Here is a 19,606-nt window from a genome sequence, read left to right as displayed (position 1 = left end):
TAGAATGAATCAACCTTTAGCGTATATACACCCAGGTGCTAAAATTGCAAAAAACGTTGTTGTAGAACCTTTTACAACAATACACAATAATGTAGTAATAGGAGAAGGTACTTGGATAGGATCTAACGTAACTATTATGGAAGGTGCTAGAATTGGAAAAAATTGCAATATTTTTCCAGGAGCAATTATTTCTGCTACGCCACAAGATCTAAAATATGCAGGTGAAGAGACTATTGTAGAAATAGGAGATAACACCACGATTAGAGAATGTGCTACAATAAACAGAGGTACTTCTGATAGACAAAAAACTAAAATTGGTAAAAATTGCTTAATTATGGCATATTGCCATATTGCACATGACTGTTTTGTTGGTGATAATTGTATATTTTCTAACAATTCTACCTTAGCAGGTCACGTAACTGTAGGGGATAATGTTGTGTTAGCAGGTTTGGTAGCAGTACATCAATTTGTGTCTATAGGTAATCACGCGTTTGTAACGGGTGGCTCTTTAGTACGTAAAGATGTTCCTCCTTTTGTAAAAGCAGCGAGAGAACCGCTATCTTACGTGGGGATAAATTCCGTTGGTTTACGTAGAAGAGGTATATCAGCAGAAAAAATTAGAGAAGTTCAGAATATATACAGAATATTATATCAAAAAAATTATAACAATAGTCAAGCTGTAGAGATTATAGAAGCGGAAATGGAAGCAACTCCAGAGCGTGATGAAATTCTTCAGTTTATCAGGGATTCTCAAAGGGGAATTATGAAAGGCTATTTTAGTACAAATTAAATAAAAGTATGGCATCAACATCAGACATTAGAAAAGGATTGTGTATTAGATACAATCACGATATCTTTAAAATTATTGAATTTTTACACGTTAAACCGGGTAAAGGGCCTGCTTTTGTAAGAACTAAGTTAAAAAGTGTTACTACAGGTAAAGTAATTGATAATACTTTTTCTTCTGGGCATAAGATTGAAGACGTTCGTGTAGAAACACGTTCGTATCAATTTTTATATGCAGAGGGAACTACGTATCATTTTATGAATACGGACGATTACAATCAAATTACATTAGAAGAAAGTAGTTTAGATACTCCTGGTTTATTAAAAGAAGGTGAAGTTGTAACTATTCTGTTTAATACAGAAGACAGTTTACCATTGTCTATAGATATGCCAGCTAGTGTTATTTTAGAAGTAACATACACAGAGCCAGGTGTAAAAGGGAATACAGCAACAAATGCAACTAAACCAGCAAAGGTAGAGACAGGAGCAGAAGTTAATGTTCCTCTTTTTATTAATGAAGGTGATAAAATTAAGGTTGATACAGAAAAAGGTTCTTACATGGAACGTGTTAAGGAGTAATTCTTAACTTTTTTTGTATTTATATAAATAGATAGTATAGCGATTTGAAATTTCCTATTCCACATACTTTAAAACAAATTGCGGCTATTATAGACTGTACATTTGTTGGTGAAGATAGTTTCTCTGTTCTAGGGATGAACGAGATACATGTAGTTACTGAAGGTGATATTGTTTTTGTAGATCATCCAAAGTATTATGACAAGGCGTTGCAATCTAAAGCCACTATTATTTTAATTAATAAAGAGGTAGATTGCCCAGAAGGAAAGGCGTTATTAATTTCGGATGATCCTTTTAGGGATTTTAATAAGTTAACTACTTATTTTAAGCCTTTTCAGAAATCTGTTTCTACAATTTCCGAAACAGCACAATTAGGAGAAAATACAATAGTGCAGCCAAATTCTTTTGTTGGGAACAACGTAAAAATTGGAAAAAACTGTATTATACATTCCAATGTTGCAATTTATGACAATTGTGTTATAGGTGACAATGTTACTATACACGCGGGTTCTGTTTTAGGAGCCGATGCTTTTTATTATAAAAACAGACCTGAAGGTTTTGATAAATTATTATCTGGAGGTAGAGTAGTAATAGAAAACAATGTAGATATAGGAGCATTGTGTACTATAGATAAAGGAGTTACAGGAGATACAACTATAGGAGAAGGCACAAAATTAGACAACCAAGTACATGTTGGTCACGATACTATAATTGGCAAAAAGTGTTTAATAGCATCGCAAACAGGTATTGCAGGCTGTGTAATTATAGAAGATGAAGTTACTCTTTGGGGTCAAGTTGGAACAACCAGCGGTATTACCATTGGTAAAAAAGCTGTTGTAATGGGGCAAACGGGAGTTACAAAATCTATTGTAGGTGGTAAAAGTTATTTTGGTACACCAATAGAAGAGTCGAGGGAAAAACTGAGGCAATTGGCCAATGTTAAAAAAATACCGTCTATTTTAGAAAATATTAAAAATAAATAAACAAAGAATACTTTAATAATCGCTAACAAAGCTATATTTTTGTGAAGCGAAAAAAATAACAAACGATATAATGAGTGTTTTAGTAAATAAAGATTCCAAAATAATTGTACAAGGTTTTACAGGTAGTGAAGGTACTTTTCACGCTGAACAAATGATTGAATACGGTACCAACGTAGTTGGTGGTGTTACACCAGGTAAAGGTGGTCAAGAGCATTTAGGAAGACCAGTTTTTAATACGGTTTTAGAAGCTGTAGAAAAAGTAGGTGCAGATACTACTATTATATTTGTTCCGCCAGCATTTGCTGCAGATGCAATTATGGAAGCTGCTAACGCAGGTATCAAAGTAATTATTACTATTACAGAGGGTATTCCTGTTGCAGATATGGTAAAGGCTGCTGATTATATTAAAGATAAAGATTGTCGTTTAATTGGCCCTAACTGTCCAGGTGTTATTACTCCAGGTGAAGCTAAAGTAGGTATTATGCCTGGTTTTGTTTTTAAAACTGGTACTGTAGGTATTGTTTCTAAATCTGGTACGTTAACGTATGAAGCTGCTGATCAAGTAGTAAAACAAGGCTTAGGAATTACAACTGCAATTGGTATTGGAGGAGATCCTATTATTGGAACAACTACAAAAGAAGCTGTTGAGTTATTAATTAACGATCCTGCTACAGAGTGTGTTGTTATGATTGGTGAAATAGGCGGTCAATTAGAAGCAGATGCTGCTAACTGGTACAAAGCTTCAGGAAGTAAAAAACCTATTATAGGTTTTATCGCTGGTGAAACTGCTCCTGCAGGTAGAACTATGGGTCACGCTGGTGCTATAGTTGGTGGTAGTGATGATACTGCTCAAGCAAAAAAGAGAATTATGAGAGAATGTGGTATCCACGTTGTTGATTCTCCTGCTGAAATAGGTAAAAAAGTAAAAGAAGTAATGGGTTAATTGTACGCCATTATTAAATTATATAAAAAAGTGTCTACTTCCTAGTAGACACTTTTTTTTGTTTTATATTTTAGTGTAAATTAGAAGAACAAACAACCAACTCGTTATGAAAAACTTATTTATTAAAGAAGATGTTTTTCTAACTAAAAAGAGAATAGCAAAGTTAACTCCGTGTACTAAGGCACTATGGGGTAAAATGCGAGTAGACCAAATGTTAGCACATTGTAATGTTGCATATGAGTTGACCTATGAGGAGAAGCACCCTAAGCCAAATGCATTTAAGAAGTTTTTACTAAAAACTTTTGTAAAAAATGCGGTGGTAGGGCCAAAGCCATATCCAAAAAATGGAAGAACTGCTCCTGAGTTTATAATAGCAGAAGAAAGAGATTTTGAAGAAGAAAAAAGTCGCTTATTTGCTTATTTATACAATACAGAAAAACTAGGAAAAGCACACTATAACGGCAAAGAGTCAAATTCATTTGGAAAATTAACCGATATTGAATGGAATACAATGTTCGCTAAACATTTAGATCATCATTTAAAACAATTTGATGTTTAGAATTAAAATTAAGAGGCTTTAAATTGTAAAGGGTTTACCTTTTTGTTTTATCAATCTTAAAAAATAGAGGTATGCCTTTTAAAGGTGTAAAACATATCCTATATTTGACTTGCAACAACGCAAAATTTTATTACATGAAATTGTTAGAAGGAAAAAACGTAATTATTACTGGTGCTAGTAGAGGTATTGGTATGGGAATAGCTAAAGTATTTGCAGACAATGGCGCAAATGTAGCGTTTACATATAGTTCTAGTGAAGCTCCTGCTTTAGAATTAGAAAAAGAATTAACTGCTAAAGGTGTAAAAGCCAAAGCATATAAAAGTAATGCAGCAAGTTTTTCTCAGGCAGAGGAATTAGTTGCAAATGTATTAGAAGATTTTGGTGGTATAGATGTATTAATTAACAATGCGGGTATTACTAAAGATAACTTGCTAATGCGTATGGGAGAGGAAGATTTTGATTCAGTAATTGAAATTAACCTAAAATCTGTTTTTAATATGACAAAGGCTGTACAACGCACTTTTTTAAAGCAACGTAAAGGTTCTATTGTAAATATGAGTAGCGTTGTTGGTGTTAAAGGTAATGCCGGACAAACAAATTATGCAGCATCCAAAGCCGGAATGATTGGTTTTACTAAGTCTGTAGCTTTAGAATTAGGTTCTAGAAACATAAGATGTAATGCTATTGCACCAGGTTTTATAGAAACTGAAATGACAGATAAGCTAGACGAAAAAGTTGTTCAAGGATGGAGAGATGGTATTCCTTTGAAAAGAGGTGGTTCTCCGGATGATGTAGCTAATGCATGTTTGTTCTTTGCATCAGATATGTCTGCTTACGTTACTGGTCAAGTACTAAACGTAGATGGCGGAATGCTAACTTAAGAACTAGATAAATAAATTTATATTGAAAAATAGAGACAATTAATACATGCAAATTACAACTGTAGTGTGGATTTTAGTAGCAGTAGTTTTTTCGCTGCTTGTAGTCTTGTTTCAAAATTATTATAAAACTAAAAGGAGAGGAAAGCTTATTGTTTTACTCTCCTTTTTACGATTTTTAGGTATTTTTGGTATTCTTTTATTACTAATAAATCCAAAAATAACCAAAACTACGTATGATTTAGAAAAGGCAAACCTTGTAGTTTTAATAGATAATTCTGCTTCTATAAAAAATAGTAAGTCTATTTCTTCTGTTCATAAAATAGTAGAAAGCTTTACAAATGATAAGGAACTTAAGGATCGTTTTAAAGTAACTCCTTACTCTTTTGGAACGGAACTAAACGCTGTAAGCGATTCTCTTTCTTTTAATGAGAAAAACACAAATATAGGTGCAGCTTTACAGTCAATTGAAGAAATTTACAGAAACAACAATACAGCTATTCTGTTAGTGTCTGATGGCAACCAGACTTTAGGTCAGGATTATGAGTTTTTTGGAACTACATCTAAAAAAACAATATACCCTGTGGTTATTGGTGATACTACAAGTTATGAAGATTTAAAAATAACTCAGGTAAATAAAAATAATTATGCCTTTTTAAAGAATAAATATCCTTTAGAGGTTTATGTTTCTTATTCCGGAGATAAGGCGGTTGCAAAAGTATTTACCATATCTGAAAATGGGAAAAATGTATATAGAGAAAACCTAACTTTTTCTAAAAATGAAAATAGTAAAGTCGTAACTACAAATATTGATGCTAAAACCATAGGAATTAAAAAAATTACAACGACCATTGGATCACTTCCAAATGAAAAAAACATTGTAAATAACACAAAAACCGTTGCTATAGAGGTTATAGACGAGAAAACCAACATTGCAATTATATCTGCAATAGAACACCCAGATTTAGGAGCTTTAAAAAAAGCTATAGAAAGTAACGAGCAACGTTCTGTTACTATTTTAAAGCCAACAGCGACTAATAATGATTGGCAAAATATAGATTTATTTATATTCTATCAACCAACAGAAAATTTTAAGAACGTTTTTGGTTATGCCGCTAAATCTAATAGAAACTCATTAATAATTAGTGGTCTACAAACCGATTGGAATTTTTTAAATAAGGTGCAAAATACGTATGTTTTTGAAAATGGATATCCTGTACAAGAACTAATACCTGTGCTAAATGCCTCGTTTTCTAAGTTTGATGTTTCAGAGTTTTCTATAAACGATTTTCCTCCATTAAGGAGTAATGTTAGTCCATTATTTCCGAAAAGCTTAAATCAAACTATACTAAAAACTAAAATAAGAGGGGTTTCTATAGAGACGCCTTTACTTTCTGTAAATGAGGGTAAAAATAATAAACAAGCATTTTTGTTTGGAGAAGATATTTGGAAATGGAGAATGCAGACTTATAGGAACGAAAAAGACTTTAAGACTTTTGACGATTTTATAGGTAAACTTGTATTGTATTTATCATCTAACAAACCTAAAAATAGATTTATTTTAGATTATAAACAGATTTATTTAGGAAGTAATGAAGCTGTTATTAGAGCTTCTGTTTTTGATGAAACTTTTGAGTTTGATACCAATGCTTCGGTTACTTTAAAAATACAGAATAAGGAAAAAACAATACGTAAAACAGTTCCTATGTTGCTAAATCAGTTAAACTATATAGCGGATTTAAGTGATTTACCCTCAGGAGATTATAATTTTATAGCAACGGTTACGGGAATTAACAGCTCCAAATCTGGTACTTTTACCATATTGGATTATGATGTAGAGCAGCAATTTTCTTCTAGTAATTATAAGAAATTAAACAGCTTGGCAAAAAATACAAATGGAGCCTTGTTTTTTACAGCTAATCTAGAAGGTTTAAAACAGCAACTATTATCTAAAGAAGAGTACAAACCAGTACAAAAGAGCAAGGAAAATATCGTATCTTTGGTAGAATTTAAATTTCTATTAGGCTTTATTTTACTGGCGTTTGCCGCAGAATGGTTTCTTAGAAAATATAATGGTTTAACTTAAAAATAACTATGGAAAGATTACCTAAGGTTGCATTGCCTGTGATGTTTATTGCAGTATTAATTATTGTTTTAATATTTAAATCCTCAGTGACTATTGGTCCAGGTGAAGGAGGTGTTCTTTTTGAGCAATTTGGAGAGGGTATAGTTACAGATAAAACTTATAGTGAAGGGCTACATATCATTGCTCCTTGGAACAGTATGATTATTCGTATCGTTAGACAACAGTCTATTTCTGATGAAATGAATGTGCTTTCTGTAAATGGTTTAGAAGTTAAAGTAAACGGAACAATTTGGTACGAACCTGAATATGACAATTTGGGTAAACTGATAAAAACTAAAGGAGAGGATTATGAGCAAGAACTTTTAGATCCTGCTGTAAATGCTGCTGCAAGAAGCGTAGTAGGGCGTTACACTCCAGAACAACTATATTCTAGTAAGCGTGATGTTATTGAGCAAGAAATTTTAGAAGAAGTAACATTACTTTTAAAGGATCAATACTTAACAGTGAAAAGAGTATTGGTAGAGGATGTAAAATTACCTGTTACAATTAAAAATGCAATTGAAGGTAAATTAAAGCAAGAACAAGAGTCTTTAGAATATGAGTTTAGACTAGTTACGGCTAAGAAAGAGGCTGAAAAAGTAACTATAGAAGCACAAGGAAAAGCAGACGCAAACAAAATACTTAGCGCATCTTTAACGGATAAAATTTTGCAAGATAAAGGTATAGAAGCTACTATTAAATTGGCTGAGTCTCCTAACTCTAAAGTAATAGTAATTGGTAGTGGTGACTCTGGTTTGCCATTAATTTTAGGAAACCAATAAATTAACGCTTGTTTGTTAAGAAATTATTAATAGTGAACTAAAAATATAAATTCTCTTTTATATAATAGAAATAAGTTTTACTTTTACACCATAATGAGAAACAATAACACACATCACCATCACTTTACACCTTGCTATCAAGCGAGCTAGAAGTGTTTTGCAGTGTTTAAACATAAATCTAACCCGTTTGAGAAATCAAACGGGTTTTTTGTTTTTAATCCATTTTGATTTCTTGAACACATACTAAAAAAAAGAATGACTAAAATTAGAATTGCAATTCAGAAAAGCGGACGTTTAAACGAAGATTCCATAGCACTTTTAAAAGATTGTGGTATATCTATAGACAACGGTAAAGACCAATTAAAAGCATCTTCAAGAAATTTTCCAATGGAAGTTTTTTATTTAAGAAACGGAGATATTCCTCAGTATTTAAGAGATGGTGTTGTAGATATTGCTATTATTGGAGAAAATGTTTTAATTGAAAAAGGAGAAGATCTAACGTTTTCAGAGCGATTAGGTTTCTCTAAATGTAAAGTTTCATTGGCTGTTCCAAAATCGTTTAAATATACATCTGTTCAAGATTTTCAAGGAAAACGTATAGCAACATCATACCCAAATACCGTAAAAAACTATTTAGCAACTAAAGGTGTTACTGCAGATTTACATATTATTAATGGTTCTGTAGAAATTGCACCAAACATTGGTTTGGCAGATGGTATTTGCGATATTGTTTCTAGTGGTAGTACTTTGTTTAAGAACAACCTTAAAGAGGTGGAGGTAATGTTAACTAGTGAGGCTGTTTTAGCTGTTTCTCCTAAAATATCAGAAGAACGTAAAGAAATATTGGGTCAGTTAGAGTTTAGAATTGAATCTGTTTTAAGAGCTAGACAATCCAAATATGTACTTTTAAACGCACCTAATGAAAAATTAGATACCATCATATCCTTATTGCCTGGAATGCGCAGTCCTACTGTATTACCATTGGCAGAAGAAGGCTGGAGTTCTGTACACACTGTAATAAACAAAGATAAATTCTGGGAAGTAATTCAGGAATTAAAGAAAGAAGGCGCAGAAGGTATTTTGGTTTGTCCAATTGAAAAAATGGTATTGTAATGAATAAAATTGATAATCCAGCTCTTGCAGATTGGAAACAAGTTTTAGAAAGACCAACACAAACGGTTGCAGACATAGAAGATACTGTAGTTTCTGTTTTTACCGAAGTACAACAAGATGGTGATAGTGCTATAAAAAAATACACAACTAAGTTTGATGGCGTTTCTTTAGATTCTACTATTGTTAGCAATGAAGAGTTAGCTGATGCGAATAAATTAGTGTCAGAAGAGCTAAAAAAGGCCATACAGTTAGCTAAGAGTAATATTGAAACTTTTCATAGCGCTCAAAAAACAGAAAAGGTAAGTGTACAAACTGCTAACGGAGTAGACTGTTGGCAAGAAAAAAGACCCATTCAAAAAGTTGGTTTATACATTCCTGGCGGTACAGCACCATTATTTTCTACCATTTTAATGTTGGCAACACCAGCAAACATAGCGGGTTGTAAAGAAATTGTATTGTGTTCTCCACCAAATAAAGAAGGTAAAATTAATCCTGCTATTTTATATACTGCAAATTTATGTGGTGTTACCAAAATATACAAAGTTGGCGGTATACAGGCCATTGCTGCTATGACTTTTGGTACCGAAACTATACCACAAGTATATAAAATATTTGGTCCAGGAAACCAATATGTAACGGTTGCCAAACAAATAGCAACTAAATACGGTGTTGCAATAGATATGCCAGCAGGTCCAAGTGAACTTTTGGTTTTAGCAGATGATACTGCAAATGCAGCATTTGTAGCGTCAGATTTATTAAGTCAGGCAGAACACGGAACAGATAGTCAGGTTATATTAGTTTCAACCTCTAAAAAAATGATTTCTGCAGTAGAAATGGAGGTAGAAAAACAGCTAGCAGTTTTACCTCGGGTAGAAATAGCAACACAGGCAATAGCGAATAGTAAACTTATTTACATAGAAACGTTAGAAACTGCAATGCAATTAATTAATGAGTATGCTCCCGAGCACTTTATTGTTTGTGTAGAAAATGAAGATTATGTTTTAAGCACAGTTGAAAATGCTGGTTCGGTTTTTATTGGTAATTATACACCAGAAAGTGCTGGTGATTATGCATCTGGAACCAACCACACCTTACCAACAAACGGTTATGCTAAGCAATATAGTGGTGTAAACTTAGACAGTTTTACTAAAAGTATTACGTTTCAAAAAATATCTAAAGAAGGCATACAAGGCATTGGTAATGCCATAGAACTAATGGCAGAGGCCGAAGGTTTACAGGCACACAAAAATGCGGTTACATTACGTTTAAAGAGTTTAAAATAATGAAGAATTTTAACTTAGATAATTTAACTAGGGAGAATGTAAAAGGACTTAGTCCGTATTCCTCTGCTAGAGATGAGTATGTTTCTGATGGTACAGAAATGGTATTTTTAGATGCTAATGAGAACCCGTTTTCTAATGGTGTAAATAGGTATCCAGATCCGCAACAACGTAGTTTAAAATCTATTTTAGCTGGCCAAAAAGGCGTAGCTCCAGAAAATTTGCTTTTGGGTAATGGTAGTGATGAAGTTTTAGATTTAATTTACAGAGCTTTTTGTGAGCCAAAGGAAGATAATATTATAACCTTACCACCAACTTACGGTATGTACAAGGTATTATCGGGGATTAATAATGTAGAGAATAAAGAGGTATTGCTTACAGCAGATTTTGAGCCTAATGTAGGTGCTATATTAGCTACTGCAAATGAGAAAAGTAAGATCTTATTTTTATGCTCACCAAACAATCCTACTGGTAATAGTTTTGCTGCAGAAAAAATGCATCAGTTGTTAGATAAATTTAATGGTTTGGTGGTTGTAGATGAAGCTTATATTGATTTTTCATCACAACAAAGTTGGGTGTCTCAACTAGCTAATTACCCTAATTTAATAGTGACACAAACATTGTCTAAAGCTTATGGTTTGGCAGGTGTACGATTGGGAATTTGTGTTGCATCAGAAGAAATTATATCAGTTTTAAATAAAATTAAACCACCATATAACGTAAACGAATTAACGCAGCAAAGAGCAAAAGAGCGCGTTTTAGATATAGCTTCCGTAAAAAAAGAAGTATCTGATATAATGGCTGAAAAAGATACTTTATCTAAAGTATTACTTGAAGTTAGTTTTGTTGAGAAAGTATATGCTTCTGACGCTAATTTTATTCTGGCAAAAGTTGATGATGCTACAAAAAGATACAATCAACTTTTACAAAAAGGAATTGTAATACGGAACAGAACAACGCAACCTTTATGTGAAAATACGTTGCGCTTTACAGTAGGTACGCCAAAGGAAAATAAGCAACTAATAAATGCGCTAAACCAAATTAATAACTAACCGTAATTCTTTTTAAAAAATTGAATTATAACGAACTATAGAAGATGAAAAAAGTATTATTTATAGATAGAGACGGAACCATAATTAAAGAGACTGTAGACGAGCAAATAGATGCATTTGAAAAAATGATTTTTTATCCAAAAGCATTTACATTCTTGGGTAAAATAGCTAAGGAATTAGACTATGAATTGGTCATGATTACCAATCAAGATGGTTTGGGTACAGATGTTTTTCCGGAAGATACATTTTGGCCAGTACAAAACTTTATTCTAAAATCTTTTGAAAATGAAGGTGTTGTTTTTGATAAGGTTTTTTTAGATAGAACTTTTCCGCACGAAAATGCCAATACGCGTAAACCAGGAACTGGTTTGTTAACGGACTATTTTTCGGCTGAGTATGATTTAGCAAACTCATTTGTTATTGGAGATCGTTTAACAGATATAGAGCTAGCTAAAAACTTAGGTTCTAAGGGTATTTTTATTAATGACGAAACCAATCTTGGTACTGGAGAAATTACAGTAAAAAGAGGAGATTTAGACGATATTATTGCTTTAGAAAGTAACGATTGGGAAAAAATATACGAGTTTTTAAAACTAAAAGACAGAGTTTCTGAAGTTACCCGTAAAACCAATGAAACTGATATTTACATTAATGTAAATTTAGATGGTACTGGAAAAAGTGATATAAAAACAGGATTGTCATTCTTTGATCATATGTTAGACCAATTGGCGCGTCACGGTCAAATGGACTTAGAAATAAAAGTAAATGGCGATTTAGAAGTAGATGAGCACCACACCATAGAAGATACAGCTATTGCTTTGGGAGAGGTGTTTGCGAAAGCTTTAGGAACAAAACTAGGAATAGAACGTTACGGATTTTGTTTGCCAATGGATGACTGTTTAGCACAAGTGGCTATAGATTTTGGTGGTCGAAATTGGTTGGTTTGGGATGCTGATTTTAAACGCGAAATGGTAGGAGATATGCCTACTGAAATGTTTTTACACTTTTTTAAATCATTTTCAGATGGTGCAAAAGCAAATTTAAATGTAAAAGCAGAAGGTGTAAACGAGCATCATAAAATTGAAGCTATTTTTAAAGCTTTTGCAAAAGCAATTAAGATGGCTGTAAAGAGAGATGTAGAAAAAATGGTTTTACCTAGTACAAAGGGAATGCTGTAAATAGCAATAATACTTAAACTTTAAAATGAAAATAGTAATTATAAATTACGGAGCAGGAAATATACAGAGCATTAAGTTTGCTATAAAACGGCTCGGTTTTGAGGCTGTTTTAACAGATAATGTAACTGAAATTCTAGCTGCTGATAAAGTAATTTTCCCTGGTGTAGGTGAGGCCAGTAGTGCAATGAGTAAGTTGCGTGCTAGTGGTTTAGATGCATTAATACCTACTTTAAAACAACCTGTTTTGGGTATTTGTTTGGGTATGCAATTAATGTGTAACGCATCTGAAGAGGGAAACACAACTGGGTTAGGAATTTTTAATGTTGATGTTGTAAAGTTTTCAAACAAGGTAAAAGTGCCACAAATTGGATGGAATGAGATATCAAACTTAAAAACAGACCTCTTTAATGGTATAAAAGAGAATTCCCATATTTATATGGTACATAGTTTTTATGCACCAATTTCTAATGAAACCATTGCAACATCTAATTATGATGTAGATTATAGCGCAGCATTGCAAAAAAATAATTTTTACGGAACCCAATTTCACCCAGAAAAAAGTAGTGAAGTAGGAGAGCAGATTTTGAGGAATTTTTTAAAGTTATAAATTAGTATTTAAAATCTTAAGACTTTTTACTTAGGACATTATACTTTTTTACAAAAAAACAAAAATGAGAATAATACCAGCAATAGATATTATAGACGGCAAATGTGTACGCCTGTCTAAAGGAGATTACAACACTAAAAAAATATATAACGAGAACCCTTTAGAAGTTGCTAAAGAATTTGAAGCTCACGGTATAGAATATTTACATTTGGTAGACTTAGACGGTGCAAAATCTAAACACATAGTAAATCATAAGGTTTTAGAGCAAATAGCGTCTAAAACAGGCTTAAAAATAGATTTTGGAGGCGGATTAAAGTCAGATAGTGACTTACGTATAGCCTTTGAGAGTGGAGCTAACCAAATTACTGGTGGTAGTATTGCTGTTAAAGATAGAGATGTATTTGCTTCTTGGCTTCAGAAATTTGGAGCTGATAAAATTATATTAGGTGCAGATGCTTTGGATGAAAAAGTAGCTGTTTCTGGGTGGTTAGAAGAGTCTAAAGAAGAATTAGTGCCATTTATACAAGAATACCAAAAGCAAGGTGTTAGCTATGTTATTTGTACAGATATTAGTAAAGATGGTATGTTAGAAGGTCCTTCTTTTGATTTGTATTCAAAAATATTAGCATCTTCTGATAAAGGATTAAAACTAATAGCAAGTGGCGGAATTTCAACTTATGATGAATTACCAAAACTAGCAGAAATCGGTTGTGAAGGAACCATAATAGGGAAAGCTATTTATGAAAATAGAATTTCTATGAAACAGTTAGAAAATTTTATATTAAATAAATAAGAACTTAGAATAGCGAGTATAGAAAATAGACATCTATATTCTGTTCTCTTTTTTCTATGATCAATAAAGATTATGTTAACAAAAAGAATAATACCCTGTTTAGATATTAAAAACGGAAGGACTGTAAAAGGTATAAATTTTGTGGATTTACGTGATGCTGGTGATCCAGTAGAATTAGCCGAAATATATGCAAGAACAGGAGCAGACGAACTTGTTTTTTTAGATATATCAGCAACAGAAGAACGTAGAAAAACATTAGCAGACCTAGTATTACGCGTTGCAGAAAAAGTAAATATACCGTTTACTGTTGGTGGTGGAATATCTTCTGTTGAAGATGTAGATATATTGCTGCAAAACGGTGCAGATAAGGTTTCTATTAATTCATCAGCAGTTAAAAATCCGCAACTAATAAACGATTTAGCAGCCAAATTTGGATCGCAATGTGTTGTTGTAGCCATAGATGCTAAAAACATAGATGGCAATTGGGTTGTACACTTGGTTGGTGGTAAAGTACCAACGGAACTTAATTTGTTTGATTGGGCAAAAGAAGTAGAAGAAAGAGGAGCAGGAGAAATTTTGTTTACGTCTATGGATAATGATGGTACAAAGGACGGTTTTGCTAATGAGGCTTTAGCTAGATTATCAACCGAATTAAATATTCCAATTATAGCTTCTGGTGGTGCAGGTACTATGCAACATTTTACAGATACTTTTAAAGAAGGTAAAGCCGATGCGGCATTGGCAGCAAGTGTTTTTCACTTTAAAGAAATTGAAATTAAAGATTTAAAAGAAGAATTAAAAACGAACGGAATACCTGTTAGATTATAATATCAATAGTAAAACGAAGAAAATGACAATAGATTTTACAAAGAGTACAGACGGTTTAATACCTGCAATTATACAAGATGCAACAACTAAAAATGTGTTAATGCTAGGGTATATGAACCAAGATGCTGTTGATAAAACGAACGAAACTAAAAAAGTTACGTTTTACAGCAGAAGCAAAAACCGTTTATGGACTAAAGGAGAGGAAAGTGGTAACTTTTTAAATTTAGTTGATATAAAGGTTGATTGTGATAATGATTCTTTATTAATTACCGTAAACCCGGTTGGGCCAACCTGCCATACAGGTACAGATACGTGTTGGAAAGAAGACAATACAGCTAGTTACGGATTTTTATCTAAGTTAGAAGATATAATTACAGATCGCAAAGACAACCCAGAAAATAAGGACAGCTATGTTGCATCTCTATACAGAGACGGAATTAACAAAGTTGCCCAGAAAGTTGGGGAAGAAGCAGTTGAAGTAGTAATTGAAGCAATGGATAGTAATGATCACTTGTTCAAAGAAGAAAGCGCTGATTTATTATTTCATTACTTAATTCTTTTACAAGCTAAAGGGTATAAATTAAACGATATTGTTGCGGTACTAAAAACAAGAAATTAGTGCACAGGTAATGTAAAAGTAAAGGTGCTGCCTTCTTTAGGTTTGCTAAGTACAGTTATAGTGGTATCATGTAATTCCATTATTTTCTTCACTATAGCTAAACCTAAGCCAGCACCTCTTTTCTTTTCGGATTTATCTAGTTGCTTGTATCTATCAAAAATATAGGGCTGCTCGTTTATAGGAATACCAGCACCAGTATCTGTAATATTAATCTCTACTTTTTTAGCTTGTTTTTTTATAGCTAATGTCACTTTACCGTTTGGTTCTGTATACTTAATAGCATTCTCTATTAAGTTTTGCAAAGCACGCTCTACCATACTAACGTCTGCATAAACAAAGCTGTTTTCATTGGAAACATCCATCTCTAAAGTAATTTGTTTTTTCTCTGCTATTACTTTAAATTTTTCAATTAAATCATAAGATAGTTCTGTAATAGAAAATGGCTCTTTTACAGGTACTACTTGCTCAGATTCTAGTTTAGAATATTCAAATAATTGGTTTATTAAATTTGATAAACGATCTATATTATTATGTGTAATCTGTAAATACTCTTCTTTTTGAGCTTCTGTTAGTGTGTCTTTCTTTATTTGAAGTGTCTCTACGTATCCTTTTAAGATGGCCAAGGGTGTTCTTAGATCGTGAGATACATTGGCTATTAGTTCTCTACGTAAGGTATCTACGGATTGTATTTTATCTATATTACTAACAATAGTATCTGCCATATCATTAAAAGAGTTGGCTAAAATTTCTATATCAGAATTATCTGGATTTTGAATTCTTGCAGATCTGTCACCTTCTTGAAACTTGTTCACGGTGCTAATCATTACACGTAAGTTCTTAGTTAAAAACCAGATACTTAATAATCCAAGTAATGCTGCAAAAACCATAGTTAGTAGGGTAGCACCTATACCTAGCTTAGCAAAATATTGAGATAATAAACCACTACTAATAGCCTGAAACTCTTGTCCTGCAAGAATTATATAAATGTATCCTTCTTTATCTCCGCTTTTATAAGGAGCGGCAGAGAATATCTTTTGCTCTTGCGTATTTCTAGGGTCATCACCTAAAATATAGTTTTGGCCATCTGCTTTTATAAATTCTTTTATGGGAGCTAGAGATACGTGTTTAATAGGCTCGTTGGCATCGTGTTTTAATACTACAGAATAGAGTACAGAACCTTCATTATCTAGTAAATACACTTCAATACTACGGTTAACGGCCATCATGTCATGCATTAAATCTCCAAAAAGAGGCTTGTTAACACTACCATCTTCTAAGAAAGGTGATGCATTTTGGAACTTTTCTTCAATAAGGTGGTTTGCTACTTTTGCATTTACCTTTTGTATCGTAGCTTCATTGTATTTATTGGTAAAATATCCTGTTATTAGAATGTAACAGGCACCCATTAACAAAATAATTAATATAAAGGCAATCCATAATTTTTTAATAAGCTTGGTTCCTAAGACTTTTTTTGATGCTCCCATAATTAAATTTCTTCATTAAATTTATAGCCAACTCCCCAAGTAGTAAGGATATACATTGGCTGTGCCATATTAGACTCTATTTTGGCACGTAATCTATTTATATGAGAATTTACAGTATGCTCATATCCTTCAAAATTATAGCCCCAAATAATATTAAGTAATTCTGTTCTAGAATAGTTTCTTCCTGGATTAGAGGCCATTAAAACCAATAGCTCAAACTCTTTTGGAGATAAATCTATCTTTTGTTTATTGTGTAATACTTTGCGTTTATCAATATCTATAAAAAGACCTTCAAAATTTAAAGTGGTAGAATTATTTTTCTCAGGCTCAGGGGCATCAGATCTGCGTAGCACAGCTTTAATTCTAGCTAATAGCTCACGAATGCTAAAGGGTTTTGTTAAATAATCGTCTGCACCAATTTCTAAACCTAATACACGATCTATTTCTTCAGACTTAGCAGTAAGCATTATAATAGGTGTGTTTTTTTTGGCTCGTAATTTTTTACAAACTTCTATACCGTCCATAACTGGTAAAGTAAGATCAAGTAAAATAAGGTCATAATTGTTTTCTAACGCTAAATTAAGACCAGTTTCCCCGTCCATAGCTTTAGTTGTAGTATACACCATATCTGTTAAGTGGATCTCCAGTAATTGTATAATTTCTGGATCGTCTTCAATAATTAAAATCTGTTTCATAATATGTTTACAAAGAAGTTAATATAATATCACAAAGCTATCACAAACAATAAAAGTTTATTAAGGTCAATGAAATTAAGCTTTAAGCTGCGTTATTTCTATTTAAAGGTAGAAGTTATCACAAATTCCTTACAATATTTGCTGTAAAGTTTACTTTTCTGTGATTTTATCGTCAAAAACATACACTTAATTTGCCTTATAATCTAAAACTCTAATATTATGAAAAAATTACTTTTATTATTTATGGCAACAGCTCTTGTAGTTAGTTGTGATAGTGATGACGACACTAGCGAACCGCAAACAACCAATTTAACAATGGGTATAGATGGTTTAGAAGACCTTGGATCTGACTTTGTATATGAAGGATGGATAATTGTAAATGGTGCTCCAGTTTCCACAGGTGTTTTTACGGTAGACGCTAGCGGTACACCATCTAAAACCACTTTTGCAGTAGATACAGATATCTTAAACCAAGCAACAGCTTACGTATTATCTATAGAACCAGCAGTAGATAATGATCCTGCGCCTGCAACAACTAAATTATTATCTGGTGCATTTGCAGCAGAAACGGCAACTGTTAGTATTACTGACTTAGTAGGCGATTTTTCTAGCGCAAGCGGGGAATTCTTTTTAAGAACACCAACTGATGAAGCAGATGGAATGAATAATGGTAATGACCAATTTGGTATTTGGTTTGGAGTACCTGGTGCACCACCAGCGACAGGTTTAGAATTGCCAGTTTTACCTGATGGATGGGTGTATGAAGGATGGGTAGTAGGTACAGAAGGACCAATAACTACAGGTACATTCTCTGATCCTACGGCACAAATGGAAGATTCTGGAAATCCTTTTAGTGGAGCTAATCCAGGACCTCCAATTCCAGGTGAAGATTTCTTTGAAAATGCACCAACAGGATTTACTTTTCCTTTAGATGTTAGAGGTAGAACAGTAGTTATATCTATTGAACCTTCTCCGGATAACAGTCCTAATCCATTTTTGTTAAAACCATTAGTGGGTGTATCTGGTCAAGAAACTGCACCAACAACACACGCATTAAGTTTAAACAGCGATTCTTTTCCAACAGGTTGGGTTAAAAGATAATTTGTTTTGGTCACAAAAAGAGCCTCTAGATTTCTAGAGGCTCTTTTTGTTATGTTTAATTTGATTTTGTATTGTTTATGGCCATGTATCTAAATCTTCTTCTACATAGCAATCTGTGGTGTAATTACCAATTTTAGCTTTACGAATAGAAAACACATATAAGGTAATTAAGCATAAAAATAAATAGCCTAAAATTATTGCAATACCAACAACTAAAAAGTGACCTGATAGTATTAAATTATCATAAGTACTGTATCCAAAAACAATACTAGTAATATCTACTAATTTATAAGCATAAAAAGCTACTACAGCATAAAAACCGTATTCTAAGTTTCTCATTTCCTTGTCTGGATACTCATTTTCTGTAAGTTTAAACCAAAAAGCATATAAATACACAATGTGTACTGTTGCTAATAAAATAAAGAAATAACTGCTAGGTCTATCAAAATGAAATTTATCTGTTAGTAAACCGTAAAAGTTAGAAAACATAACTAGTACTAATAAAACAACAGAAATAACAATAGATGCTTTCCAAGAAATTTTTAAAGACGTAATTTTCATATCGTATATAGAGTATAAAAGCTAGGGGGCTCTATGCTTAAAGTTTATACAAAAATAGGAGTAGTGTTAAAATTATGTGAATATAATCGCCAAAAAACAAGAATATAAGGGTAAGTGTATTAGCATAGATAAAATGCATTTTTGATCCGATAATAGGTAAACCAAATAACCAAAAAACAGTGTTTTTTTACGATAACCACTCTCTTTTTGTAGCATAATTAGAGAAAAGTACAAGTAAAACAGCTATTATAAGTACAATTAAAGGAAAAATAATAGCGTTAGTTCCTAATACTTTTAAAGTTTTACTCATAAAAAAAGTATAAACATCATTGGCTAAAATTCCTGCCAATGAAATTAAAAAAACTGTTTTGGCTGCTTTTTTACGTATTAGCAATAACATGCTAGCCAATACACCTCCAAAAACAGCTATAGCATAGGCACCAGTAACCCAAGAAGGTCTCTTGTTGTAAAGTTTTTGTATTTCTGGAGAATAATTAGCAAATACCTCGTCAGACATAAAAGATTCAGCTAAAAATGCCATAACTCCCATACAATTCCAAACCAAAGCAAGAACAGCTATAAGCAAGAACCAAGTAGGTATTTTTTTTGATGTTAGATCTGTCATTTTGCTTGGCTTTAATTTGTTAAATTGGATTGGTAAAA

Annotated in this window: 21 protein-coding genes; 17 read left to right on the top strand and 4 right to left on the bottom strand. The window is 32.6% G+C overall.

What is annotated here, in order from left to right; translation table 11 throughout:
- The first annotated feature begins 4 nt into the window (after positions 1-4).
- The 16 genes from lpxA (at position 5) to hisIE (ending at position 15,102) form a co-directional block, all read left to right on the top strand.
- The gene (lpxA, locus tag M4I21_RS01120; RefSeq protein ID WP_249557110.1) at positions 5-790 is read left to right on the top strand and encodes an acyl-ACP--UDP-N-acetylglucosamine O-acyltransferase; all 786 of its coding nucleotides are present in this window, start codon (positions 5-7) and stop codon (positions 788-790) included.
- Positions 791-798: 8 nt separating this feature from the next.
- Positions 799-1,365: an elongation factor P gene (gene efp, locus M4I21_RS01115; protein ID WP_249557109.1), complete on the top strand. Its 567-nt coding sequence runs from the start codon at positions 799-801 to the stop codon at positions 1,363-1,365.
- A 44-nt stretch (positions 1,366-1,409) separates the two neighbouring features.
- On the top strand, positions 1,410-2,345 hold the full coding sequence (locus M4I21_RS01110; RefSeq protein ID WP_249557108.1) for a UDP-3-O-(3-hydroxymyristoyl)glucosamine N-acyltransferase: 936 nt from the start codon (positions 1,410-1,412) through the stop codon (positions 2,343-2,345).
- Between the two features lie 70 nt (positions 2,346-2,415).
- On the top strand, positions 2,416-3,288 hold the full coding sequence (gene sucD, locus M4I21_RS01105) for a succinate--CoA ligase subunit alpha (protein WP_249557107.1): 873 nt from the start codon (positions 2,416-2,418) through the stop codon (positions 3,286-3,288).
- Positions 3,289-3,394: 106 nt separating this feature from the next.
- The gene (locus tag M4I21_RS01100) at positions 3,395-3,847 is read left to right on the top strand and encodes a DUF1569 domain-containing protein (RefSeq protein WP_249557106.1); all 453 of its coding nucleotides are present in this window, start codon (positions 3,395-3,397) and stop codon (positions 3,845-3,847) included.
- A gap of 134 nt (positions 3,848-3,981) precedes the next feature.
- Entirely contained in the window at positions 3,982-4,728 is a 747-nt protein-coding gene (fabG, locus tag M4I21_RS01095; protein WP_249557105.1) for a 3-oxoacyl-[acyl-carrier-protein] reductase, read from the top strand.
- Positions 4,729-4,774: 46 nt separating this feature from the next.
- Positions 4,775-6,811, top strand: a complete 2,037-nt coding sequence (locus tag M4I21_RS01090) for a vWA domain-containing protein (RefSeq protein WP_249557104.1) — start codon at positions 4,775-4,777, stop codon at positions 6,809-6,811.
- A gap of 8 nt (positions 6,812-6,819) precedes the next feature.
- A complete protein-coding gene (locus M4I21_RS01085) occupies positions 6,820-7,632 on the top strand; it encodes a prohibitin family protein (protein WP_249557103.1) in 813 nt (270 codons plus the stop codon).
- Between the two features lie 255 nt (positions 7,633-7,887).
- Positions 7,888-8,745, top strand: a complete 858-nt coding sequence (gene hisG, locus M4I21_RS01080; RefSeq protein ID WP_249557102.1) for an ATP phosphoribosyltransferase — start codon at positions 7,888-7,890, stop codon at positions 8,743-8,745.
- Positions 8,745-10,028 (top strand): histidinol dehydrogenase, encoded by a 1,284-nt coding sequence (hisD, locus tag M4I21_RS01075; protein WP_249557101.1) that lies wholly within the window; start codon positions 8,745-8,747, stop codon positions 10,026-10,028. Before hisG ends, hisD begins: the two co-directional genes overlap by 1 nt.
- Positions 10,028-11,077: a histidinol-phosphate transaminase gene (gene hisC, locus M4I21_RS01070; RefSeq protein WP_249557100.1), complete on the top strand. Its 1,050-nt coding sequence runs from the start codon at positions 10,028-10,030 to the stop codon at positions 11,075-11,077. Before hisD ends, hisC begins: the two co-directional genes overlap by 1 nt.
- Positions 11,078-11,121: 44 nt before the next feature.
- Positions 11,122-12,255 carry a bifunctional histidinol-phosphatase/imidazoleglycerol-phosphate dehydratase HisB gene (gene hisB / locus M4I21_RS01065; protein ID WP_249557099.1) on the top strand — a complete coding sequence of 378 codons (1,134 nt, stop codon included), beginning with the start codon at positions 11,122-11,124 and terminating at the stop codon, positions 12,253-12,255.
- Between the two features lie 25 nt (positions 12,256-12,280).
- Positions 12,281-12,862, top strand: coding sequence for an imidazole glycerol phosphate synthase subunit HisH (hisH, locus tag M4I21_RS01060; RefSeq protein ID WP_249557098.1), 582 nt, complete (start codon positions 12,281-12,283; stop codon positions 12,860-12,862).
- Between the two features lie 64 nt (positions 12,863-12,926).
- Positions 12,927-13,655, top strand: a complete 729-nt coding sequence (gene hisA, locus M4I21_RS01055; protein ID WP_249557097.1) for a 1-(5-phosphoribosyl)-5-[(5-phosphoribosylamino)methylideneamino]imidazole-4-carboxamide isomerase — start codon at positions 12,927-12,929, stop codon at positions 13,653-13,655.
- Between the two features lie 72 nt (positions 13,656-13,727).
- Complete coding sequence (gene hisF / locus M4I21_RS01050; protein WP_249557096.1) at positions 13,728-14,483, top strand: imidazole glycerol phosphate synthase subunit HisF; 756 nt, start codon at positions 13,728-13,730, stop codon at positions 14,481-14,483.
- A 22-nt stretch (positions 14,484-14,505) separates the two neighbouring features.
- On the top strand, positions 14,506-15,102 hold the full coding sequence (gene hisIE / locus M4I21_RS01045; protein ID WP_249557095.1) for a bifunctional phosphoribosyl-AMP cyclohydrolase/phosphoribosyl-ATP diphosphatase HisIE: 597 nt from the start codon (positions 14,506-14,508) through the stop codon (positions 15,100-15,102).
- Here the strand turns inward: hisIE and M4I21_RS01040 are convergent.
- Entirely contained in the window at positions 15,099-16,586 is a 1,488-nt protein-coding gene (locus M4I21_RS01040; RefSeq protein ID WP_249557094.1) for a sensor histidine kinase, read from the bottom strand. The two genes, hisIE and M4I21_RS01040, sit on opposite strands and share 4 nt — an antisense overlap.
- Positions 16,587-16,588: 2 nt before the next feature.
- On the bottom strand, positions 16,589-17,281 hold the full coding sequence (locus M4I21_RS01035; protein WP_249557093.1) for a response regulator transcription factor: 693 nt from the start codon (positions 17,279-17,281) through the stop codon (positions 16,589-16,591).
- Positions 17,282-17,500: 219 nt separating this feature from the next.
- Between M4I21_RS01035 and M4I21_RS01030 the strand changes: the two genes are divergently transcribed.
- Entirely contained in the window at positions 17,501-18,382 is an 882-nt protein-coding gene (locus M4I21_RS01030; protein WP_249557092.1) for an anti-sigma factor, read from the top strand.
- Positions 18,383-18,457: 75 nt separating this feature from the next.
- Here the strand turns inward: M4I21_RS01030 and M4I21_RS01025 are convergent, their stop codons facing one another.
- Both M4I21_RS01025 and M4I21_RS01020 read right to left on the bottom strand, forming a co-directional pair.
- Positions 18,458-18,943, bottom strand: coding sequence for a hypothetical protein (locus M4I21_RS01025; protein WP_249557091.1), 486 nt, complete (start codon positions 18,941-18,943; stop codon positions 18,458-18,460).
- Positions 18,944-19,130: 187 nt separating this feature from the next.
- The gene (locus M4I21_RS01020) at positions 19,131-19,568 is read right to left on the bottom strand and encodes a hypothetical protein (RefSeq protein ID WP_249557090.1); all 438 of its coding nucleotides are present in this window, start codon (positions 19,566-19,568) and stop codon (positions 19,131-19,133) included.
- Positions 19,569-19,606: the final 38 nt, after the last annotated feature.

Source organism: Cellulophaga sp. 20_2_10, assembly GCF_023476645.1.
GTDB lineage: Bacteria > Bacteroidota > Bacteroidia > Flavobacteriales > Flavobacteriaceae > Cellulophaga.
This window is presented reverse-complemented; position numbering and strand designations above follow the sequence as displayed.

Bases quoted from the DNA above. Each gene is read 5' to 3' on its own strand.
- lpxA (WP_249557110.1), top strand. From the start codon at position 5: ATGAATCAACCTTTAGCGTATATACACCCAGGTGCTAAAATTGCAAAA.
- efp (WP_249557109.1), top strand. From the start codon at position 799: ATGGCATCAACATCAGACATTAGAAAAGGATTGTGTATTAGATACAAT.
- sucD (WP_249557107.1), top strand. From the start codon at position 2,416: ATGAGTGTTTTAGTAAATAAAGATTCCAAAATAATTGTACAAGGTTTT.
- M4I21_RS01100 (WP_249557106.1), top strand. From the start codon at position 3,395: ATGAAAAACTTATTTATTAAAGAAGATGTTTTTCTAACTAAAAAGAGA.
- fabG (WP_249557105.1), top strand. From the start codon at position 3,982: ATGAAATTGTTAGAAGGAAAAAACGTAATTATTACTGGTGCTAGTAGA.
- M4I21_RS01090 (WP_249557104.1), top strand. From the start codon at position 4,775: ATGCAAATTACAACTGTAGTGTGGATTTTAGTAGCAGTAGTTTTTTCG.
- M4I21_RS01085 (WP_249557103.1), top strand. From the start codon at position 6,820: ATGGAAAGATTACCTAAGGTTGCATTGCCTGTGATGTTTATTGCAGTA.
- hisG (WP_249557102.1), top strand. From the start codon at position 7,888: ATGACTAAAATTAGAATTGCAATTCAGAAAAGCGGACGTTTAAACGAA.
- hisD (WP_249557101.1), top strand. From the start codon at position 8,745: ATGAATAAAATTGATAATCCAGCTCTTGCAGATTGGAAACAAGTTTTA.
- hisC (WP_249557100.1), top strand. From the start codon at position 10,028: ATGAAGAATTTTAACTTAGATAATTTAACTAGGGAGAATGTAAAAGGA.
- hisB (WP_249557099.1), top strand. From the start codon at position 11,122: ATGAAAAAAGTATTATTTATAGATAGAGACGGAACCATAATTAAAGAG.
- hisH (WP_249557098.1), top strand. From the start codon at position 12,281: ATGAAAATAGTAATTATAAATTACGGAGCAGGAAATATACAGAGCATT.
- hisA (WP_249557097.1), top strand. From the start codon at position 12,927: ATGAGAATAATACCAGCAATAGATATTATAGACGGCAAATGTGTACGC.
- hisF (WP_249557096.1), top strand. From the start codon at position 13,728: ATGTTAACAAAAAGAATAATACCCTGTTTAGATATTAAAAACGGAAGG.
- hisIE (WP_249557095.1), top strand. From the start codon at position 14,506: ATGACAATAGATTTTACAAAGAGTACAGACGGTTTAATACCTGCAATT.
- M4I21_RS01040 (WP_249557094.1), bottom strand. From the start codon at position 16,586: ATGGGAGCATCAAAAAAAGTCTTAGGAACCAAGCTTATTAAAAAATTA.
- M4I21_RS01035 (WP_249557093.1), bottom strand. From the start codon at position 17,281: ATGAAACAGATTTTAATTATTGAAGACGATCCAGAAATTATACAATTA.
- M4I21_RS01030 (WP_249557092.1), top strand. From the start codon at position 17,501: ATGAAAAAATTACTTTTATTATTTATGGCAACAGCTCTTGTAGTTAGT.
- M4I21_RS01025 (WP_249557091.1), bottom strand. From the start codon at position 18,943: ATGAAAATTACGTCTTTAAAAATTTCTTGGAAAGCATCTATTGTTATT.
- M4I21_RS01020 (WP_249557090.1), bottom strand. From the start codon at position 19,568: ATGACAGATCTAACATCAAAAAAAATACCTACTTGGTTCTTGCTTATA.